The 19,763-nt window shown below is 69.9% G+C and carries 17 protein-coding genes and 1 riboswitch; of the genes, 6 read left to right on the forward strand and 11 right to left on the reverse strand.

Annotated features, from left to right (window positions below; all coding sequences use genetic code 11):
• Positions 1–60: 60 nt before the first annotated feature.
• Entirely contained in the window at positions 61–1,101 is a 1,041-nt protein-coding gene (locus ACFY3V_RS01690; RefSeq protein WP_350948085.1) for an LLM class F420-dependent oxidoreductase, read from the reverse strand.
• A gap of 187 nt (positions 1,102–1,288) precedes the next feature.
• Between ACFY3V_RS01690 and ACFY3V_RS01695 the strand changes: the two genes are divergently transcribed.
• The gene (locus ACFY3V_RS01695) at positions 1,289–2,182 is read left to right on the forward strand and encodes an endonuclease/exonuclease/phosphatase family protein (RefSeq protein WP_362895499.1); all 894 of its coding nucleotides are present in this window, start codon (positions 1,289–1,291) and stop codon (positions 2,180–2,182) included.
• 23 nt (positions 2,183–2,205) lie between these two features.
• Here ACFY3V_RS01695 and ACFY3V_RS01700 read toward each other — a convergent pair whose 3' ends face one another.
• From ACFY3V_RS01700 to ACFY3V_RS01715, 4 genes are all read right to left on the reverse strand, one after another.
• Positions 2,206–2,817, reverse strand: a complete 612-nt coding sequence (locus ACFY3V_RS01700) for a nucleotidyltransferase family protein (protein WP_362895501.1) — start codon at positions 2,815–2,817, stop codon at positions 2,206–2,208.
• Complete coding sequence (locus ACFY3V_RS01705; protein ID WP_362895503.1) at positions 2,814–3,920, reverse strand: XdhC/CoxI family protein; 1,107 nt, start codon at positions 3,918–3,920, stop codon at positions 2,814–2,816. The genes ACFY3V_RS01700 and ACFY3V_RS01705 overlap by 4 nt, the downstream gene beginning before the upstream one ends.
• Positions 3,913–5,127, reverse strand: a complete 1,215-nt coding sequence (locus ACFY3V_RS01710; RefSeq protein WP_362895505.1) for a VWA domain-containing protein — start codon at positions 5,125–5,127, stop codon at positions 3,913–3,915. Before ACFY3V_RS01710 ends, ACFY3V_RS01705 begins: the two co-directional genes overlap by 8 nt.
• Positions 5,128–5,230: 103 nt before the next feature.
• On the reverse strand, positions 5,231–6,136 hold the full coding sequence (locus ACFY3V_RS01715) for a MoxR family ATPase (RefSeq protein WP_350948080.1): 906 nt from the start codon (positions 6,134–6,136) through the stop codon (positions 5,231–5,233).
• A gap of 287 nt (positions 6,137–6,423) precedes the next feature.
• Here ACFY3V_RS01715 and ACFY3V_RS01720 point away from each other — a divergent pair, with 287 nt between their 5' ends.
• The gene (locus ACFY3V_RS01720) at positions 6,424–7,764 is read left to right on the forward strand and encodes a potassium transporter TrkG (protein ID WP_362895508.1); all 1,341 of its coding nucleotides are present in this window, start codon (positions 6,424–6,426) and stop codon (positions 7,762–7,764) included.
• Complete coding sequence (locus tag ACFY3V_RS01725; RefSeq protein ID WP_362895510.1) at positions 7,757–8,425, forward strand: TrkA family potassium uptake protein; 669 nt, start codon at positions 7,757–7,759, stop codon at positions 8,423–8,425. The genes ACFY3V_RS01720 and ACFY3V_RS01725 overlap by 8 nt, the downstream gene beginning before the upstream one ends.
• A 69-nt stretch (positions 8,426–8,494) precedes the next feature.
• Here the strand turns inward: ACFY3V_RS01725 and ACFY3V_RS01730 are convergent, their stop codons facing one another.
• From ACFY3V_RS01730 to ACFY3V_RS01755, 6 genes are all read right to left on the reverse strand, one after another.
• Positions 8,495–10,771, reverse strand: a complete 2,277-nt coding sequence (locus tag ACFY3V_RS01730; protein ID WP_389768964.1) for a glycoside hydrolase family 9 protein — start codon at positions 10,769–10,771, stop codon at positions 8,495–8,497.
• Positions 10,772–11,092: 321 nt separating this feature from the next.
• A complete protein-coding gene (locus ACFY3V_RS01735; RefSeq protein WP_389768967.1) occupies positions 11,093–11,551 on the reverse strand; it encodes a PH domain-containing protein in 459 nt (152 codons plus the stop codon).
• A gap of 134 nt (positions 11,552–11,685) precedes the next feature.
• The gene (gene ribH / locus ACFY3V_RS01740; RefSeq protein WP_350948075.1) at positions 11,686–12,156 is read right to left on the reverse strand and encodes a 6,7-dimethyl-8-ribityllumazine synthase; all 471 of its coding nucleotides are present in this window, start codon (positions 12,154–12,156) and stop codon (positions 11,686–11,688) included.
• A 49-nt stretch (positions 12,157–12,205) separates the two neighbouring features.
• The gene (locus ACFY3V_RS01745) at positions 12,206–13,420 is read right to left on the reverse strand and encodes a bifunctional 3,4-dihydroxy-2-butanone-4-phosphate synthase/GTP cyclohydrolase II (RefSeq protein WP_350948074.1); all 1,215 of its coding nucleotides are present in this window, start codon (positions 13,418–13,420) and stop codon (positions 12,206–12,208) included.
• On the reverse strand, positions 13,417–14,061 hold the full coding sequence (locus ACFY3V_RS01750) for a riboflavin synthase (protein WP_389768971.1): 645 nt from the start codon (positions 14,059–14,061) through the stop codon (positions 13,417–13,419). The genes ACFY3V_RS01745 and ACFY3V_RS01750 overlap by 4 nt, the downstream gene beginning before the upstream one ends.
• A gap of 389 nt (positions 14,062–14,450) precedes the next feature.
• Positions 14,451–14,581, reverse strand: a riboswitch (FMN riboswitch).
• 127 nt (positions 14,582–14,708) lie between these two features.
• Entirely contained in the window at positions 14,709–15,524 is an 816-nt protein-coding gene (locus tag ACFY3V_RS01755; protein WP_362895519.1) for an oxygenase MpaB family protein, read from the reverse strand.
• Between the two features lie 373 nt (positions 15,525–15,897).
• Between ACFY3V_RS01755 and ACFY3V_RS01760 the strand changes: the two genes are divergently transcribed.
• The 3 genes from ACFY3V_RS01760 to ACFY3V_RS01770 all read left to right on the forward strand — a co-directional run bounded on the left by ACFY3V_RS01760 (position 15,898) and on the right by ACFY3V_RS01770 (position 19,760).
• Positions 15,898–16,851 carry an ABC transporter permease gene (locus ACFY3V_RS01760; RefSeq protein ID WP_389768976.1) on the forward strand — a complete coding sequence of 318 codons (954 nt, stop codon included), beginning with the start codon at positions 15,898–15,900 and terminating at the stop codon, positions 16,849–16,851.
• A 16-nt stretch (positions 16,852–16,867) separates the two neighbouring features.
• Positions 16,868–18,652 carry an ABC transporter substrate-binding protein gene (locus tag ACFY3V_RS01765; protein ID WP_362895523.1) on the forward strand — a complete coding sequence of 595 codons (1,785 nt, stop codon included), beginning with the start codon at positions 16,868–16,870 and terminating at the stop codon, positions 18,650–18,652.
• A 127-nt stretch (positions 18,653–18,779) separates the two neighbouring features.
• Positions 18,780–19,760 (forward strand): ABC transporter permease, encoded by a 981-nt coding sequence (locus ACFY3V_RS01770; RefSeq protein WP_362895525.1) that lies wholly within the window; start codon positions 18,780–18,782, stop codon positions 19,758–19,760.
• Positions 19,761–19,763: the final 3 nt, after the last annotated feature.

A 19,763-nucleotide genomic window follows, 5' to 3' on the forward strand; every position in this document is an offset into this window, starting at 1 on the left:
GACCAATTTTAACCGATGCCGTCACCTTAATCCTGCGACCCTGCGCTCACCGGGCCGGCGTCAGGAGGCGAGCTCCCTCACCCTCTCGATGAGCCGGACGCGCTCCTCGTGGGTGCCCGCCAGCGGGGCGACGTTGACGGTCGTGACACCCGACTCGCGCATCGCCTGCAGGCGCTCGCGGACGTGCCCCTCCGAGCCGATCAGGGACGTCCTCTCCAGCAGCTCGTGCGGTACGAGCGCGGCGGCCTCGTCCTTCCTGCCCTCCAGGTAGAGGTTCTGGATCTGCTCGGCCTCCTTCTCGTAGCCGTACCTGCGGGCGAGGTCGTTGTAGAAGTTCCTGCCCTTGGCGCCCATACCGCCGATGTAGAGCGCGGCCATCGGGCGGCCCAGCTCCAGCCAGCCGGAGACGTCGTCGCCGATGGCGAGCGGGGCCTGGGCGATCACGTCCAGCTCGCCCAGCGCCGGATCCCGCCTCGCCCCGCCCGCCGCCAGGGAGGCACCCCACACGTCGGCGGCCTTCTCCGGCACGTAGAAGATCGGCTCCCAGCCCTCGGCGAGCTCGGCGGCGAGCTCGACGTTCTTGGGACCGATGGCGGCGATCACGACGGGGATGCGCTCGCGGACCGGGTGGTTGATGAGCTTCAGCGGCTTGCCCAGCCCCGTTCCCTGGTCCGCGGGGAGCGGGACGGTGTAGTGCCTGCCCTCGTAGGTCAGGCGCTCGCGCCGCCAGACCTGACGGCAGATCTCGACGACCTCGCGGGTACGGCCGAGCGGCGCGGTGTAGGGAACGCCGTGGAAACCCTCGACGACCTGGGGGCCCGAGGCTCCCAGGCCGAGGGTGAAGCGTCCGTCGGAGACGTAGTCCAGGCCCGCGGCGGTCATGGCCAGCAGGGCGGGGGTGCGGGAGTAGACGGGCAGGATGCCGGAGGCGATCTGCAGCCTCTCGGTCCTGGCCGCGATGTAGCCCAGCTGACTGACCGCGTCGAAGCTGTACGCCTCGGCGACGAAGACGATGTCGAGCCCGGCCTTCTCGTAGTCGGCCAGCTCGGCCACCGTCTCCTTGAAGCCCCCCGAGTAGTTCAGGGCCATACCGATGCGCATCGTGAGATCGTCCTTCCGCGGTGCCGACAAAACCGAATGTTATTCCGTCGCCTCGTCGGCAAAGGCTATCGACTCACCGCCGAAGCACCAAGCCCCGCGCCGCCGCCATCGGGCCGGTAGCCTACGCATTCCGGGGTAGGGGACCCCGGAGGGGCGGGTCACCACCACAGGGCGGACGAGGAGCGGTGTGCTGAGGCAGTCGATCGTCGTGGCGGCGGCAGCGCTCGCCCTCACGCTCGGAGGGCACCGGCTCCTGCCGGAGCTGGGCGGTTTCACGCCCGTGCTGGAGAGCCTGCTCCCATGGCTCGGGGTGGCCGTGCCGATCCTGCTGATCTGCGCGCTGGCCACCCGTTCGTGGCAGGTGATCGTCGCCGCGCTGGTCCCGGCGACCGTGTGGGGCCTCATGTTCGGCCCGGCGCTGCTGCGCAGCCCGCCCGGCGGACCCAGCGACCTCTCGGTCGCCACCCTCAACGTCGGCGCGACCAACGCCGCCTCCGCCGAGGCCATGCGGTCCGTCTCCAAGGGCCGCGACCTGGTCGCGGTGCAGGAACTGACCGCCGGCGGCCCCGCGGCGAAGTTCCTCAACGACCACTTCCCCCACCGCTACCGGATCGCCACGGTCGGCCTGTGGAGCCGGTTCCCGATCGCCGAGGCACGCAAGGCCGACATCGGCCTCGACTGGGCGCGGGCACTGCGCGCGGTGGTCGTCACTCCCAAGGGCAGGGTGACCGTGTACGTCATGCACCTCGCCTCCGCCCGCCCGGGACAGACCGCCCAGCGCGACGAGACCCTCGCCCACGCCCGCAGGATGGTCGACAGGGACGACAGCGAGCACCTGCTGCTGCTCGGCGACCTCAACACCGCCACCACCGACCGCAAGCGTTCCGGCCTGGTGCCGCCGCTGTCGGACGCCCAGCAGGAGGCCGGTACCGGATTCGGCTTCACCTGGCCCGCGTCCTTCCCCGTCACCCGCCCCGACCACATCCTGTACCGCGGCATGATCGCCACCAGCGCCGGCGTCGAGCGGGCCGCGGGCAGCGACCACCGCGCCGCCGTCGCCTCCCTGCGCCTGGCCGCCTAGGAAGGCCCCGGGAAACCGGCGCCCTAGAGACCCGGCGCTCCCGGGCGGGCACGGAGGGCGGACAGGTCGGCCGGGGTGTCGATGTCGGCGGGGTCGGCGACGTCGTCGCAGGGGACCGCGACGACCAGTTCCGGATGGGCCCTCAGGAACGGGCGGGCGCCCGCGTCCCCGGTCGCGAGCCTGGCGACCTCCTCGAAGTGCTCCCTCGCGATCAACACCGGGTTCCTCCGCGCGCCGCCGTAGGTGGCGACGGCGACCGAGGCGCCCCGCCGCGCGGCCTCGACGAGCCGCTCCACCGCCCGCGGGCCGACGAACGGCTGGTCCACCAGGGCGATCACCACGTGCTCGGCGACGTCCGGGATCGCGTTCAGTCCGGCCCTGAGCGATGAGCCCATCCCCGAGCTCCACTCCGGGTTGTGGACGGTCACCGCTCCCCCTATCCGCACGGTGGCCGCGCCGAGCACCACGACCACGGGACGGCAGCCGCCGTCGTGGAGCGCCCTCACCCCGCGATCCACCAGCCGCTCCCCGTGGAAGTCCACCAGCGCCTTGGGAGTGCCGAGCCGCGAGCCGGATCCGGCGGCGAGCAGCAGTCCCGCGCTCGCCGCACGCCCACCGATCTTCGCTGCGCTCACCCGCCGGGTCCCTCGCCGTGGATCCTGCCGGAACCGTCGGTCAGCGGCCGGCCAGAGCCGCCCCAGCGCAGCTGGATCAGCTCCGCGGCGATCGAGATCGCCGTCTCCTCCGGCGTGCGCGCGCCCAGGTCCAGCCCGATCGGAGAGCGGAGCCTCTTCAGCTCGGCCTCTCCCATCCCCGCCTGCGCCAGCCGGGCCAGCCGGTCCTCGTGCGTGCGGCGCGACCCCATCGCGCCGACGTAGCCCGCCGGGGTGCGCAGCGCGACCTCGAGCAGGGGAACGTCGAACTTGGGATCGTGGGTGAGCACGCAAATCGCGGTCCGCTCGTCCACGACGGTCGAGGTGAGATAGTCGTGCGGCCACTTCACGACCACCTCGTCCGCCTCGGGGAAGCGCTTGGCCGTGGCGAACACCGGCCGGGCGTCGCACACGACCACGTGGTAGCCGAGGAACTTGCCGACCCTCGCGACCGCGGCGGCGAAGTCGATCGCGCCGAAGACCAGCATCCTGGGCGGCGGCGCGAAGGACTGGACGAAGACCGACAGCTCGTCGAGCCGTCGCTCTCCCTTCGCCCCGTACCTGCGGATGCCCGTCAGTCCCTGCGCGAGCATCCCCCTGACGTCGTCGTCCACCGCGTCGTCCAGCCGGGTCACCCCCAGGGAGCCTGAGGAGCGGTCAGGCCAGATGACCCGGCGGGTGCCGATCGCGCCCGGCCCCGACAGAACGGTCGCCACCGCCACCGGCTCACGCCGCAGTACCGAGGCGGCGACCTCCCCCAGCTCGGGGAAGGTCTCCCTGGAGACGGGCTCGACGAAGATGTCCAGGATGCCGCCGCAGGTCAGGCCGACGGAGAAGGCGTCGTCGTCGCTCACTCCGTACCGCTGCAGGACGGGCGCGCCCGAGGAGACCACCTCCCTGGACAGCTCGTAGACGGCGCCCTCGACACAGCCGCCGGAGACGCTGCCCTCGGCCTCGTCGCCGAGCACCGCCATGGACGCCCCCGGTGGCCGGGGCGCGCTGCGGAAGGTGTTGACCACGGTGGCCAGGCCGAACGTCTCTCCCGCCTCCCACCATCGCAGGATCTGTGACAGAACGTCACGCATGCGTACCTCCAAGCAGCGTCGCCAGTTCCTCGAACGCGGCCAGGCTGTGCCCGGCCACGAAGTCGTCGATGTGGGGAAGCGCGGCCCGCATCCCGGCGGTGAGCGGCCGGTAGCCCTCCCTGCCCTTGTGCGGGTTCACCCAGATCACCCGGTGGGCCGTACGGGACAGCCTGGCCATCTCCGCTCCCAGCAGCGAGACGTCGCCGCGCTCCCAGCCGTCGGAGGCGATCACCACCACCGCCCCCGCCGCGTCGTTCAGCGCCAGGAGACGCCGCAGTTCCTCGCCCAGGCGGGTTCCGCCGCTCCAGTCGGGAACGGCGCGGGAGACGGCGTTCATCGCGGTCTCCGGGTCGCGGTGGCGAAGCTCGGCGGTGAGCCTGGTCAGCCGGGTGCCCGCGCTGAACACCTCGGTGGCACCCGGCTCCGACCTGACCAGCGCGTGGGCGAGGCGGAGCAGCGTGTCCGCGTACGGGGTCATGGAGCCGCTCACGTCGACCAGCAGCACGACCCTGCGCGGCCTGGTCCGGTGCGCACGGTAGCGGAGCCCGGCGATCTCCCCTCCTCTGCGCAGGGTCTCCCGGACGGTCGCCGGGCCGTCCAGCCGCCCTCGGCGCGAGGGCCGGAAACGCCGTGACGCGCGCCGCTCCCTGCCGACCCGCAGCAGGGCGAGCAGCCGGTGCGCCTCGGCGAGCTCCGCCGCCGTCATCCGGGCCACGTCCCGGGTGCGCAACACCTCCGTCGCGCTCGCGGTCGACGCCAGGGCGGGAGGCTCGCCGCCCTGGCGGTGCTCGGGGCGTACCTCGGGCCTCGCCGCGGTGTGCCGGGTGACGGTGACCGCCTCCGCTCTCGCACGGCCCGCCCGCAGCCCTGCGAAGTAGGCGCGGAAGACCCGGTCGTAACGGGGCAGGTCCTCGGCCGAGGCGCACAGCGTGACCCTGCCCGCCCAGTAGACGTCGCCGGGCCTGGAGGCGTCCAGGTGGGACAGGGCACGCAGCAGGCCCTGGGTCCGCTCGTGGTCGGCGGACACCCCCGCGGCGCGCAGCGTCCTGGCGAAACCGGTCATGACCGCGACCAGGTCCTCCCCCGCGCCGAGTCCGGAGGGGAGCGCCGCGAGAGGGGCCCCGCCGTCCGGAGCGGCCCGGGTGACGGGAAGAACGCCGGTCGAGGGGAGTCCGGTCGAGGCAGCCCCGGTCGGCGGGATTCCCACCGAGGGGGAGCCGGTCGGGGGAACACCGGTTGCGGGAGACCCGGTCGGGGGAACACCGGTTGTGGGAGACCCGGTTGTGGGAGACCCGGTCGGGGGAACGCCGTCAGCGCCGGGACGCACCGAGGAATCCCTTCCCGAGCACCGTCTCGTGGTCCTCCCTGTGCTTGAGCAGGGCGCCCAGCGAGGCGGCCGCCAGGTCGGGGTCGAGCTCGCGGGCGCCGAGGGCGAGGAGTGCCTCGGTCCAGTCCAGGGTCTCGGCGATCCCCGGCGGCTTGATCAGATCGGCCTCGCGGAGCCGCCCCGTCGCCGTGGCCACCTGCTCGGCCAGGATCTCCGAGCACTCGGGAAGCCTCCTGCGCAGGATCGCCACCTCCCTGTCAAAGGAGGGGTGGTCCAGCCAGTGGTAGAGACAGCGTCGTTTCAGCGCGTCGTGCACCTCGCGGGTGCGGTTGGAGGTGAGCACGACCACCGGCGGCCGCGCGGCGCGGATCGTACCGAGTTCGGGGACGGAGATCGCGAAGTCCGAGAGCACCTCCAGCAGGATCGCCTCGAACTCCACGTCGGCCCGGTCGACCTCGTCGATGAGCAGCACCGCGGGCTGGGTCTCGATCGCCCTCAGCAGCGGCCTGGCGATCAGGAATCTTCGGTCGTAGACCTCGCCCTCCAGCCGGGCTGCGTCGGTGACGCCCCCTGCGTTGGCCGCCTCGGCCGCCTTCAGGTGCAGGAGCTGGCGGGCGAAGTCCCAGTCGTAGAGCGCCTGGGACGCGTCGAGCCCTTCGTAGCACTGCAGGCGGATCAGTGGCGCGTCGAACACCTCGGCGAGGGTCCTGGCCAGCTCGGTCTTGCCGACTCCCGCCTCGCCTTCGAGCAACAGCGGGCGGCCCATCCGCAGCGCGAGGAAGGTCGCCGTGACGAGCCCTTCGTCTGCCAGGTATGACCGCTCGTCGAGCAGCTCCGCCAACTGCGCGGGCGACTCCACATTGGATGTCTCGATTGTCCGCCTCACCACCACCTCAGGCTACGCCCGTCGGCGGGGTCCCAGCGTGACCACACCGCACCACACCGCGCCCCGGCTCCCGCGTCTGCCCGCCCGGCGGCGGCGCCGCAGGCCCGCATCGTCGCCGGCGGGCCCCCGGCCTGCTCGGTGCTCGGTGCTCGGGACGAGCTTCAACATTTCCGTCACCAACGCCTCATTGGCGATATCGCCCGGTAGTCGTGGAAGGATCGCATCGTGCAGGACCGTTCCGCGTTTCCTCCCGGCCCAGAAGGACCGGGCCTTCACGCTGCAGGTGTTGAGTGAAGAACCTGCTCGACCGGATCAACACCCCGTCCAGGGCCGTCGTGCTGGCGTTCCTCGCGGTGGTCCTCACCGGTACGGGGCTCCTCTCGCTACCGGTCGCGGTCGCGGCGGGTGAGAGCGTCTCGTGGACGTCGGCCCTGTTCACCGCCACCTCCGCGGTGTGCGTGACCGGGCTCGCCGTGCACGACACCGCGACGCACTGGTCGTTCTTCGGCGAGATCGTGCTCATGGTGCTGATGCAGATCGGCGGCTTCGGGATCATGACGCTCTCCTCGATCCTCGCGGTGATCGTCTCGGGAAAGCTCGGTCTGCGCGCCCGTCTCAACACCCAGGCCGAGACCAAGACCCTCGGTCCCGGCGACGTGCGAAAGGTGATCGTGGGGGTCGCCAAGGTCACCCTGGTCGCCGAGGCGCTCACCGCCGCGGTGCTCGCCGCCCGCTTCATGATCGGGTACGGGGAGCCGTTCGGCCGCGCCGCCTATTACGGGATTTTTCATGCGATCTCAGCGTTTACCAACGCCGGATTCGCGCTCTGGCCGGACAGCATGATGAGGTTCGTCACCGACCCGTGGATCTGCCTCCCGCTCATCACCGCGGTGGTCGCCGGAGGTCTCGGCTTCCCCGTCTACGCCGTGCTGCGGCAGAACTGGCGCCGCCCGGCGCGCTGGACACTGCACGCCAAGATCACACTGGGGATGACCGCCGTCCTGCTGTTCGGCGGGGCGGTGGCCATCACCGCCACCGAGTGGAACAACCCGGGAACGCTGGGTCCCCTCTCCCCCGGCCTGCGGATCATGGCCGGGTTGTTCCACAGCACGATGACCCGCAGCGGCGGCCTGAACTCCGTGGACACCTCCCAGATGAGCGAGAGCTCCTGGCTCATCAGCGACGTGCTGATGTTCATCGGGGCGGGCAGCGCGAGCACCGGGGGCGGCATCAAGGTGACGACGTTCGCGCTGCTCGGATTCGTGATCCTCGCCGAGTTGCGCGGCGAGCCCGACGTGTCGGCGGGCCGCCGCCGCGTTCCCGAGCAGTTGCAGCGGCAGGCGCTCACGATCGCCCTGCTGAGTGTGGCGTCGGTCGCGATGGGCACGTTCGCCCTGATGACGGTGACACCGTTCAAGCTCGACCGCGTACTGTTCGAGGTGGTCTCCGCCTTCGGCACGGTCGGGCTCTCGACCGGGATCACCGCCGACGTCGGCACCGTGGGACACCTCATCCTGACCATCCTGATGTTCGTCGGGCGGCTCGGTCCGGTGACCCTGGGCGCCGCACTGGCACTGCACGTACAGACCCGGCGGTTCCGATACCCGGAGGAGCGTCCCCTCGTTGGTTGACAGGAAGGGCCGCAGCGACGCGGTCGTGGTGATCGGCCTCGGCCGGTTCGGCGGCGCGCTGGCGGCGGAACTCGTGAGCCGCGACGTCGAGGTGCTCGGCGTCGACAGCGACCCCAAGAACGTGCAGCACTTCTCCGGGCGGCTCACCCACGTGGTGTGCGCCGACTCCACCGACCCCGACGCCCTCGAACAGCTGGGCATCAGGGAGTTCGGCAGGGCCGTGGTCGGCATCGGCACCGACATCGAGGCGAGCATCCTGACCACCTCGATCCTCACCGACCTGGGAGTGTCCGACATCTGGGCGAAGTCGATCAGCCTGCAGCACAGCCGGATCCTGCGGCGGGTCGGCGCGCACCACGTGGTGCAGCCGGAGCACGACATGGGCGAGCGGGTCGCGCACCTCGTCACCGGGCGCATGCTCGACTACGTCGAGGTCGACGAGGACTACGCCATGATCAAGACCCTCGCGCCCCGGTGGGCCGACGGCAAGAGTCTGAGCAGCCTGGGCATCCGCAGCGAGTACGGGGTCACCGTGGTCGGGATCAAGAAACCCGGCGGCAAGTTCACCTACGCCACCTCCGACACGGTGATCCACAACGGCGACACCCTGCTCGTGGCGGGCGACACCGACAAGGCCGAGCGGTTCGCCGAGGAGACCTGAGCGCGGGAACGCGCCGGTGCGGACCGGAACTCGGCCCCGTCGCGCACCGGCGGGTTCCCACCGCGCCGCCTACCGGGCGGTGCAGGTCATCCCGGTGGGGGCGGTGTTGGCCCCGGACCAGGCGCCGTTGAACCCGAAGGAGGTGGTGCCGCCCGAAGACAGCGCGCCGTTCCAGGACAGGTTGACCACGGTGACGGCCGAGCCGCTCGCGGTGTGCGAGCCGTTCCACAGCTGGGTGATGGTCTGGCCGCTGGGGAAGGTCCACGCGACGGTCCAGCCGGTGAGCGCGGCGGTGCCGGTGTTCTTCACCTCGACGTTGGCTCCGAAGCCGCCGTTCCACTGGTTGGTGACGGTGTAGGTCGCGGCACAGGCCTTTCCGGCCGGTGTCGGCGTCGGGGTCGGAGTGGGCGTCGGGGTGGGCGTCGGGGTGGGCGTCGGGGTGGGCGTCGGGGTGGGCGTTGGGGTCGGGGTCGGGGTCGGAGTGGGCGTCGGTGTCGGCGTCGGCGTCGGGCCGCTGGTGCCGGCCTTTTCGGCCGTCCAGGCGCCGACCCAGGCCAGGACCGCGTTCCAGTTGATGGCGACCTCGTTCACCGACCAGGCGTCGATGTCGTCCAGGTAGCACTTCTGCGGCCGGCAGCCGCTGAGGCGCTGCTGGGCGACCGGGTCCTCCAGGCCGCTGTTGGGACCGCCGGCCAGGGCGCCGGGCGGCGCGATGGGCAGGGAGGAGTTGATCTGGTTGGCCCAGAACCGGTGGTGGACGTTACGGGAGGGCTTGTCACCGTAGCCGGTGACGTAGGAGTAGCCCGTCGGGTTGCGGCCGAGCTGGTACGCCATCGTCTCGAACACCCCGGTGCGGAACCGCTCGGCGCCGGAGAAGTCGTGGGCCAGGGCCAGCACGACGGTGTTGTTGAGGATCAGGTTGTTGGACCCCCAGATGTAACCGCCGCCGGACGGCTGGAAGGGCACCGGGTAACCCTGGCCGCGCATCACGTTCAGCAGGCCGTCGGCGGCCGAGACGAAGGAGGCCCGCAGCTGCTGGCCGATGGAGGAGGTCAGGCCGTTGGGCACCAGCGCCAGGGTGATGTCGCCCAGGCTGCCGACCTCCGCCCACAGGGCGCCCTCGTTCGTGAAACTGCGTCCGTAGTACAGCGAGGAGGAGGTCAGGTCGGTGCGGTAGGCCTGCTTGCCGGTGGTGGTGTACAGCTCGGCGGCGGCCCAGTAGAACTCGTCGGTCACCTTGCCGTCGGCGTAGGAGCCGCCGCCGGTGCCGTCGGAGGCCGGGGCGAACCGCGAGGGGTTGGCCTTGGCCGCGGCGTAGGCCTTCTCCGCCGCGGTCAGGCAGCGGGCGGAGAAGGCGGAGTCGATGGACGCCCACACCCGGGCGCACTGGGCGGCCGCGGCGGCCAGGTTCAGGGTGGCGGCGGTGCTGGGCGCCGACAGCACCCGGGCCTCGGGGTCCTGGGCGGGCAGCAGCGGCAGCCCGGTCCAGTTGGCATCGTGGATCTTGTGGTGGGCCATGCCCGCCAGCGGGCGGCCGTCGGGGACCTGCATCTTCAGCAGGAAGTCGATCTCCCAGCGGGCCTCGTCCAGGATGTCGGGCACGCCGTTGCCGCGCTCGGGGATGGACATGGTGCCGTCGGCGAAGGCGCCGGTGTCGGCGCCGGGGATGTTCTTGGCCCGCTCGTAGGTGTTGACCAGCTGCCAGGCGGACATGCCGCCGTTGATCACGTACTTGCCGTGGTCGCCGGCGTCGTACCAGCCGCCGCGCACGTCCAGCCGGTAGCCGCAGTCGCTGCGGCACGGCACGTTGTTGTCACCCTGGTTGGGAGAGACGTTCAGGTGGCCGGCGGCGCGGGCGTACTGGCTTCCCCCGGCGTACTGGGAGGTGATCGCGATGCCGCTGCGCTGGTGGTAGAAGAACGCCAGCGCGTCGTAGGGCAGCTTCTTCCAGGCGGCGGTGCCGATGTCGAAGGGGTGGCTGGACTCGTTGTTCACCGTGAGCACGTAGTTGGTGCCGGTCCCGGTGTAGGACGAGAAGTCGATCTTGTGGACGGAGTCGCCGGAGGGTGAGTCGGCGCCGAAGACGGTCGTGGTGCCACTGGACACCACCTGGTCGGAACCGTTCAGCAGGCTCCAGGTCAGCGGTGATCCCGAGTTACTGATCACGGTCGCCTGCTTGGCCGCGCCGGGCGCGTAGGCGACCTGGTTGACCTTGATGTTCTGGCCGAGCGCCGGTCGGACGACGGCATGGGCGGTTCCTGTGGTGACGGCCGCGGTGATCGATGCCGCGGCCAGGGCTACGGCCAGCGCCGCCGCCGACAGCCGAATCCGGCCTGACGTGTTCACGTGGAGTCCTCTCGGCCTGTACTGCGTGGGCTTCGCATCTTGGAACCCTCAGACCGGGAAAAGACAGTCACCGCCATCGAAGAGAACGCTTCACGCAGCTCACAGCGATGTTTCCGGCGAATGACCGTGTAACTTTCATGGGGTTCCAGCGATTCACGGAACCGCGACGTGACCGCTTTTCCCACGGCCCGCACACATCTCCCCGCGTCCCCGCCGGGAGGTCACGCTCGCGCACATCACCAAGCCGACCGGCTCCGGGACCCCCGGGAAGGCCCGGCAGGCTCGGCGGGCAATGGGCCCCCTGAGCCCCCGTAGGGCGGCTCAGCCGGTCTCGGACGCCTCTCCGCGCTCCCTGATGAGGGCGGCGAGCTCGCGGACCTGGCGGACGGCACGGTCCTTCTCCGAGCCCTGCAGGCCCATCGCGCCGACCGTGGCCCCGTCGGTGAAATCGATCTTCGCCCAGGGCTCGTGCTCGATCAGGGTGACCCCGAGCACCTCGGGCCACTCGTAGCGGTGCACCCGCAGCGGGTTGACGACGGTGATCCCCTGCTCGTCGGCCTCCACCCGGACCCGTCCCAGCAGGTGCAGGACCCCGGCGACCACCCCGCCCAGCGCGATCATCGCGATCCTGTCGGCCAGGGTGAACTGCTCGGACAGGAAGATCGCCATCAGCGCCGCGCCGAGCATGATCAGACCGGCGAAGCCGTAGGCGGCGATCCGTCCCCTCTTGGGCCGCCACACGACGGGCAGCGGGGGCGGGGAGACGCTCTCCTGGCTCACTCTCAGATCACGATCCTTCGGAAAACCACCGGCCGGAACGGCTGTGACAGCTGGTCACGACGCCGTTGGCAACCTACCGCACGGCCCCGCCGCACCGACCACGAGGCACGGTGGAGCGGGGCCGCGAGCGATCTCTAGGAACGGAGTTCCCGCAGCAGCAGCGCCGTCTCCAGCGCGGCGACAGTGGCCTCGTAGCCCTTGTCCTCGTGGCTGCCGGGCAGGCCCGACCTGTCGAGGGCCTGGTCGAGGGACTCGCAGGTCAGCACGCCGTTGCCGACCGGGACCTCCTCGTCCAGGGAGATCCGCGTCAGGCCCGAGGTGACGGAGTCGCACACGTAGTCGAAGTGGGGGGTCTCACCGCGGATCACGACCCCGAGGGCGACGACCGCGTCGTACTTCCTGGCCAGGACCTGCGCCACGACCGGGATCTCCAGCGATCCGGTCACCCGCACCACGGTCATCTCCGCGCCGCTGTCCCTGCCCGCCTGCTCGGCCCGCGCCACGAGCTGATCGGTGATCTTCTCGTGCCACCGGGCGGCGACGACGCCGACGGTCAGCCCCTTCGCCCGCACGGCCTCGGCCGCCGGCCGTCCGACCCCGCTCACGCGATCACTCCGTGCCCGCTGCCCCGCTCCGCCCGGTGCACTCGCTCACTCATGCGCCCTCCCTGGGAATCTCGTGGCCGAGGCGGTCGCGCTTGGCCGACAGGTATTTCTCGTTGTGCGGGTTCATCGCCACCGGCATGGGCTCGCGGCCGAGCACCTTGATGCCGTAGCCGTCCATGCCGCGCAGCTTGGCCGGGTTGTTGGTCAGCAGCCGGATCGACTTCACCCCGAGATCGGCGAGGATCTGCCCGGCGTTGGAGAACTCCCGCGCGTCCACGGGCAGACCGAGCTCCAGGTTGGCGTCGACGGTGTCGCTGCCGGCGTCCTGGAGGCCGTACGCCCTGAGCTTGGCCAGCAGTCCGATGCCGCGCCCCTCGTGCCCGCGCAGGTAGACGACCACCCCTCTGCCCTCGGCGGCGATCCGCGACATGGCGTGGTCGAGCTGCACCCCGCAGTCGCACCGCAGCGACCCGAGCACGTCGCCGGTCAGGCATTCGGAGTGCGCCCTGACCATGACGTTCTCGCCGTCCTCGATGTCGCCGAGAACGAGGGCGAGGTGCTCTCCGCCGTCCAGCGAGCTCGCGAAGCCGTAGGCCCGCCACTCGCCGTACCTGTTCGGCAGCCGCGTCTCGGCGACCCTGGTCACCATCCGCTCGGTGCGGCGTCTGAACTCCACCAGCTGCTCGATCGAGACGAGCGCCAGATCGTGCTCGTCGCAGAAGTCGCGCAGCTGCGGCAGCCGCATCATGGTGCCGTCGTCGTTGACGACCTCGGCGAGCACGCCCGCCTCGCTCAGCCCTGCGAGCCTGGCCAGGTCCACCGACGCCTCGGTGTGGCCGCGCCTGGCCAGGACGCCGCCCTCCCGGTAGCGGAGCGGGAAGACGTGTCCGGGCCGCACCAGCTCGGCCGGCTCGGTCGCCGAGTCGGCCAGCGCGCGGATCGTGCGAGCCCTGTCGGCGGCGGAGATGCCGGTGCTCACCCCGTCCCTGGCGTCCACGCTGATCGTGTACGCGGTGCGCAGGCGCTCCTTGTTGTCGTAGACCATCAGCGGCAGGCCGAGCCTGTCGAGGTCCTCGCCGCGCATCGGCACGCAGACCACGCCGCTGCTGTGCCGGATGGTGAAGGCGAGCAGCGCCGGGGTGGCCCTGGAGGCGGCGAAGATGATGTCGCCCTCGTTCTCGCGGTTCTCGTCGTCGACGACCACGACGGCCTTGCCCTCGCGGATGTCGGCGATCGCGCGCTCGATCGGATCCAGCTTGATCACGGGGCCTCCTCGGGGGCGGGCACGGCGCTCCGGACGGATTCACCGGCCGGGACGTACGCCCCGACGAGCTTCTCCACGTGCTTGGCGATCACATCGACCTCGAGGTTCACCGGGTCTCCCGGCCGCTTCGCGCCCAGGGTGGTGAGGCTCAGGGTGGTGGGGATCAGGCTGACGGCGAAGCCTCCGGAGCCGACGCCCATCACGGTGAGGCTGACGCCGTCGACGGCGATCGAGCCCTTCTCGACCACGTAGCGGTCGAGCTCGGGCGGCAGGGAGATGTGGACGACCTCCCAGTGCTCGGCGGGCTCCCGCGACAGCAGGACGCCCGTCCCGTCCACGTGGCCCTGGACGATGTGGCCGCCCAGTCGCTGGTCGGCGCGGACGGCGCGCTCCAGGTTGACCGGGGAGCCGGGTCTCAGCGCGCCGAGGGAGCTGCGGTCGAGGGTCTCCTTCATCACGTCGGCGGTGAACACCTCGCCCTCCACGTCCACCACGGTCAGGCAGACGCCGTTGACGGCGATCGAGTCACCGTGCCCGGCGTCCGAGGTGACCGTTTTACCGCGGATCGAGAGCCTGGCCGCGTCGGTCAGCGGCTCGATTCCGGCGATCTCTCCCAGTTCTTCGATGATTCCGGTGAACATTCACAACTCCTTGCGGGGGACCGCCCGGACGGCCGGGCTCGGGAGAGGCGTCCGGGACGCCCAAGGACGCGGGCCGGGGGGCGGAAGACCGACAGAGCGTGTCCCAGGAAGGCGGGGCGCGCTCGGGAAGCTCAGGAAGGGGGAAATGCCGATGTGCCCGGACCGTGAACGGCCGGGCGGGGAATACGGGAAATGCGGGGAATGCGGGGAATGGTGGGGGCCGACGGCGCCGTGCCCGTGAGGGGCACGTCCGACCGCCTGGCGCGTCCGCGCCGGATCAGTCACCCGAGGTCTCCTACTCGCCAGTAGCTTTTCGCCACGGCGGGCCCCGGGGGATCAACGGATGCGTACACCCGATCGGTGAAGGGTGCCCGAAGACACTCCTTCACCCGCGCGCTTCCTCCCATCCGGACTTTAACCGTCGGTCCTGGAGTTTCACCAGGTCAACCGGTCGATGGCTTCGACCGGGTCGCGGACTGTAACCGCCGGCTCGGAATTTCACCGACCCCGGAGCACGCTGCTCTGCTTTTCCTGTTCGATCGAAGGGCACGCCGCGGACGGCTCACCCTCCTCCACCAGTGTGCCATGTCCGGAAAACCGGACGACACGCTCTTCCATCATGTGGAACAAGCGAGCACTTGGTCGGGTTACGCCACGCGCTCGGCGACCGCCTTCCGCGCCTTCAGCGCGTCCGGGGAGTAGCGCACCTGCTCGGGCACCAGGCCGATACCGGCGTGCAGGGCCCGCAGGGAGGCCGTCGCCCACAGGTCGCCCAGCGGGGTGGCGGGCAGGCCGTACAGCCTGCGGGCCCAGCGCGGCAGGGTCGCGAAGGCGAGCCCGGTGATGAGGGGGAACATCGGCTTGAGAGCGGTCAGGCGCGCCGGGAGCGGCGCGTTGAGCGACCGCAGGAGCGGGTGGGCCACCTCGGGGACGAAGTAGAGGCCGGGGCGGCTGGCCCGGATGTAGTCGTCCATCTCGCCGACCGAGCCGGGCACGTCCTCGGGACGAAGTCCGACCACCTCGGCCACCCGCCGCCACTCGGCGACGAACCTGTCGGCCTCCTCGTCGGTCAGGCGCACTCCCGCGCGCCGGGCGACCGAGAGGTAGGAGTCGACCTCGCCGACGTGGACCCAGAGCAGCGCGTCGGGGTCGTCGAGGCGGAACCGCTCGCCGGTGTCGAGGTCGAGGGCGGTGAGGCCGGCGTGGATCTTCCGAACCCTGGCTCCCGCCCGGGCGACCTCGGCGGTCGTGCCGTAAACGCGGACCCGGACGAACTCGGTGGTGCGCACGAAGCGGGACCACGCCTCGGCCGGGTCCATGAGCGCGGAGTTCTGCGCGACCCCGCGCATCGCCCGGGGGTGCAGCCCTTGCATGAGTAACGCGCGGAAACCGGCGACGAGCAGGATCCGCTCGCCCATCACCTTCCAGGTCACCGACTCCGGTCCGAACAGGCCGTGATCCATGCGTCGCCTCCCTCACACGTACTGACGACGTTACAGGAGGGGTCTAAACCCATATGTCCCGAATCTGCGACACAAGCGAGACGAGATCCAGGCAGGGGTGTCACGACCAGGTCATCAAAGTGTCACAGATCCGTGAAAACCACCATTTATGTGCGCCGATTCTTTCACTCCGCCCCCCCATCACGTCAACGGAATTGACGCTACGAACAGATGGAAATTACACAACGATAAAATGAGTAAGGAGCAGACCATTGATTTGACCTTCACTGCTTTGCGATGGTTCCAAGGATCAGGCTCAACCATGCTCGTTGGGAGCGCCCGCACGATGACCATCCCTGCACCAGCCGCGTCCACCACCGAGGACCCCCTCTCGGTGAAGGCAACGGAGACGGTGGGCCGTTCCCCCGGCCAGTTGATGTGGCTGCGCTTCCGTCGCGACCCCACCGGAATCGCCTCGGCCCTCGTGGTGATCTTCTTCTTCCTCGTCGCGATCCTCGCGCCGGTCATCTCCTGGCTCTACGGAAAGGACCCCTACACCCTCTACGGCCAGGACACCCCCGGGCTGCTGAACGACTTCGGCTACCCGGTGCTGCCCAACGGCGGCATGAGCTCGGACTTCTGGTTCGGCGTCGAGCCCGGCCTGGGCCGTGACGTGTTCATGCAGCTCGTCTACGGCATCAGGACCTCACTGATGATCGCGATGGCCGCGACGCTGCTCATCTCGATGATCGGCATCGTGATGGGCATCGTCGCCGGGTACATCGGGGGCAGAACCGACTACTTCATCGGCCGCCTGATCGACATCGTCCTCTCGTTCCCCTCGACCCTGTTCATCATCGCGTTCATGCCGGTGGTGGAGAACCTCTTCGTCGACCCCTCGGAGGAGACGCCGGTCTGGCTGCGCGCGGTGACGCTCATCACCCTGCTGACGGCCTTCGGCTGGGCCGGCATCGCCCGACTGCTGCGCGGCCAGGTGCTCTCCATGCGCGAGCGGGAGTTCGTCGAGGCCGCCAAGGTGACCGGCGCCTCCCCCGCGCGGATCATCTTCAAGGAGCTGCTGCCCAACCTGTGGACACCGATCCTGATCCAGTCGACCCTGCTGCTGCCCGCGATGGTGACCGCCGAGGCGGCCCTGTCCTTCCTGGGCGTCGGCATGATCGAGCCCATCCCCGACTGGGGCCGGATGTTCCTGCGGGGCACCGAGGTCTACCAGAACGACATCACCTACCTCATCTTCCCCGGCGCGGCTCTGCTCATCTTCGTGATCGCCTTCAACCTTCTCGGTGACTCGGTCCGCGACGCCTTCGATCCAAAGCTCAAGCGTTAGACCCGATAGGAGAGAGATGAAAGTCCGTACGCGGTCAGCGATGGCCGTACTCGCCATAGGCGCGCTCGCACTCACCAGCGCGTGCGCCGAGGGCAACCAGGGCGCCCCCGCCGCTCCCAGCGGTTCCGCCGGCGCGTCCGCCCCCGCCGCGGAGCCCTTCAAGCCGCCGACGATCACGGTCGGCACCGCGGAGGACTCCAAGGGTCCCGCCATCGAGCCGGAGGGTGTCGTCAAGGGCGGCACCGTCACGATGATCGACCGGGACGACTTCTCCCACCTGGACCCTGCCCAGCTGTACGTCAACACCGAGACGAACTTCTCCCTCCTGATCGCGCGTACCCTCACCGGCTACAAGCGCACCGACAAGAGCGAGTACAAGCTGGTCGGCGACCTCGCCACCGACACCGGCACCCCCTCCGACGGCGGCAAGACCTGGACCTTCACCCTCAAGGACGGGGTGAAGTGGGAGGACGGCACGCCCATCACGTCCGAGGACGTGAAGTGGAGCATGGAGCGGACGTTCGCCCCCTTCGTCACCCAGGGCCCGACCTACATCCAGCAGTGGCTCACCGAGGTCGACCACAAGAAGGCCTACCAGGGGCCCTACGACGGCAAGCGCCTCGACAGCATCGAGACGCCGGACGACAAGACGATCGTCTACAAGTTCAAGACGCCGCACGCCGACGCCAACTACGCCTTCGCCATGGGCGGCTACGGCATCGTCCCCAAGGAGAAGGACACCAAGGAGAAGTACGACAAGGCCCCCGTCTCCAGCGGCCCGTACATCATCAAGAACCACGTGGTCGACAAGTCCATCGACCTTGAGCGCAACCCGAACTGGGACCCGGCCACCGACCCGATCCGCGGCGCCTACCCCGACAAGTGGCGCCTGGAGTTCGGCCAGGAGAACCTGCAGATCACCGACCGCCTGATCGCGGACGCGGGCCCGGACCAGACCGCCTTCACCTTCTACGCGACGGTCCCGCCGGAGCGTCTGCAGCAGGTGCTCGGCGACGCCAGCCTGGCCCCGCGCCTGATGAAGAGCCCCTCCCCGTACGGGAACTACTACTACTTCAACCTTGACCGGGTGAAGGACCAGAAGATCCGCCAGGCCATCAACTACGCGTGGCCGTCCAAGCAGATCCAGCAGGTCTACGGTGGCCCGCAGGCGGCCGCGCTGCCGACCACCATCCTCAACGAGAACACCACGGTCGGCTACCAGCCCTACGACCTGTTCGGCAAGGAGGCCAAGCCCGAGGGTGACATCGAGAAGGCCAAGCAGCTGCTGGCCGAGTCGAGCAACCCGACGCCGACCATCGTCTTCGCCCACAACCAGACGCCGCTCCAGGAACAGATCATGGTCGTGATCAAGAGTGCCCTGGAGAAGACCGGTATCAAGGTCGTCGCCAAGCCGCTGGACCGCAAGACCTACTACGACTCCATCGGCCTGGTGAAGAACGAGTTCGACATGTACTGGGGTGGCTGGGGCGCCGACTGGCCGTCCGGCTCGACGGTCATGCCCGTCATCTTCGGCCCGATCGCCGACGGTGCGCCGAACTACTCGCACCTGAAGGACGAGGCGCTCACCAAGGAGATGGACGAGATCACCGCGATGACCGACATCGACGCCCAGAACAAGGCGTGGATGGACCTGGACAAGAAGATCCAGGAGACGATCACCCCGCTCGTGGTCGCCGAGAACCGGATCGCCAACACCCTGCACGGCTCCAAGATCGGCGGCGCGGAGATCGACCCGCAGTCGTGGGTCGTCCAGCCGAACAGAATCTTCGTGAAGCAGTAACACCCACGAAGCCTTAGGAGACACCGGCGGCCGTGGCCTCGCGGGAGGGCGACACCTCCTCCCGCGAGGCCACGGCCAAGGGGCCGTCGGCCCCAGCAGCGGTCCCAGCCACCTCGGGAAACAGGCAATGCTTCCATTCATCACTCGCCGCACGCTCGGCGCCGCGGTCACGCTTCTGATCATCTCCGCGGTCACGTTCTTCCTCTTCTTCGCCGTGCCCGCCGACCCGGCGAGGCTCGCCTGCGGCAAGGTCTGCCCGCCCGAGCTCCTGGAGCAGGCGCGGCACAACCTGGGACTGGACCAGCCCCTGTTCGCCCAGTTCGTGGCCTGGCTGGCCGGCATCTTCGTCGGCCGCGACTACGAAAGCCTGGGCCACTGCCCGGCCCCCTGCCTCGGCTACTCGTTCGTCAACCGCGAGCCGGTGTTCGAGACGATCCTGGACCGGCTGCCGGTCACCGTCTCCCTCACCATCGGCGCGGCGATCGTCTTCCTGCTCTTCGGCATGGCGACCGGCATCGTCGCGGCCCTGCGCCAGGGCAAGCCGCTGGACAAGATCGCCAGCGTGGCGTCCCTCATCGGCGCCTCCGTGCAGATCTACTTCATCGGCACGCTCGCGCTCTACTTCCTCGTCTACAAGAACCAGATCCTCCAGCGGCCCCAGTACCTGTCGTTCACCGAGAACCCCGTCGCCTGGGCGAGCGGGCTCGCGCTGCCCTGGGTGGTGCTGGCGATCATCTTCACCGCCAACTACACCCGTATGACGCGCTCGACGATGGTGGAACAGCTCAGTGAGGACTACGTCCGCACCGCGCGGGCCAAGGGCATGTCAGGGCGGAGCGTGGTGCTGAGATTCGCCCTGCGCGGCACCCTCACCCCCATCATCACGATCTTCGGCGTGGACCTCGGCACGCTGATCGGCGGCGCGATCATCACCGAGACCACCTTCGGGTTACAGGGGCTCGGGCGGCTCTCCATCAAGGCCGTCGACAGCTCCGACCTGCCCATGCTGATGGGGACGGTGCTCGTGGCGGCCGCCGCGATCGTCTTCTTCAACATCGTCGTCGACGTCCTGTACGCCTTCATCGACCCTCGCGTCCGGCTGAGCTAGGAG

Source organism: Streptosporangium sp. NPDC000095 (assembly GCF_042899335.1).
Classification (GTDB): Bacteria; Actinomycetota; Actinomycetes; order Streptosporangiales; family Streptosporangiaceae; genus Streptosporangium.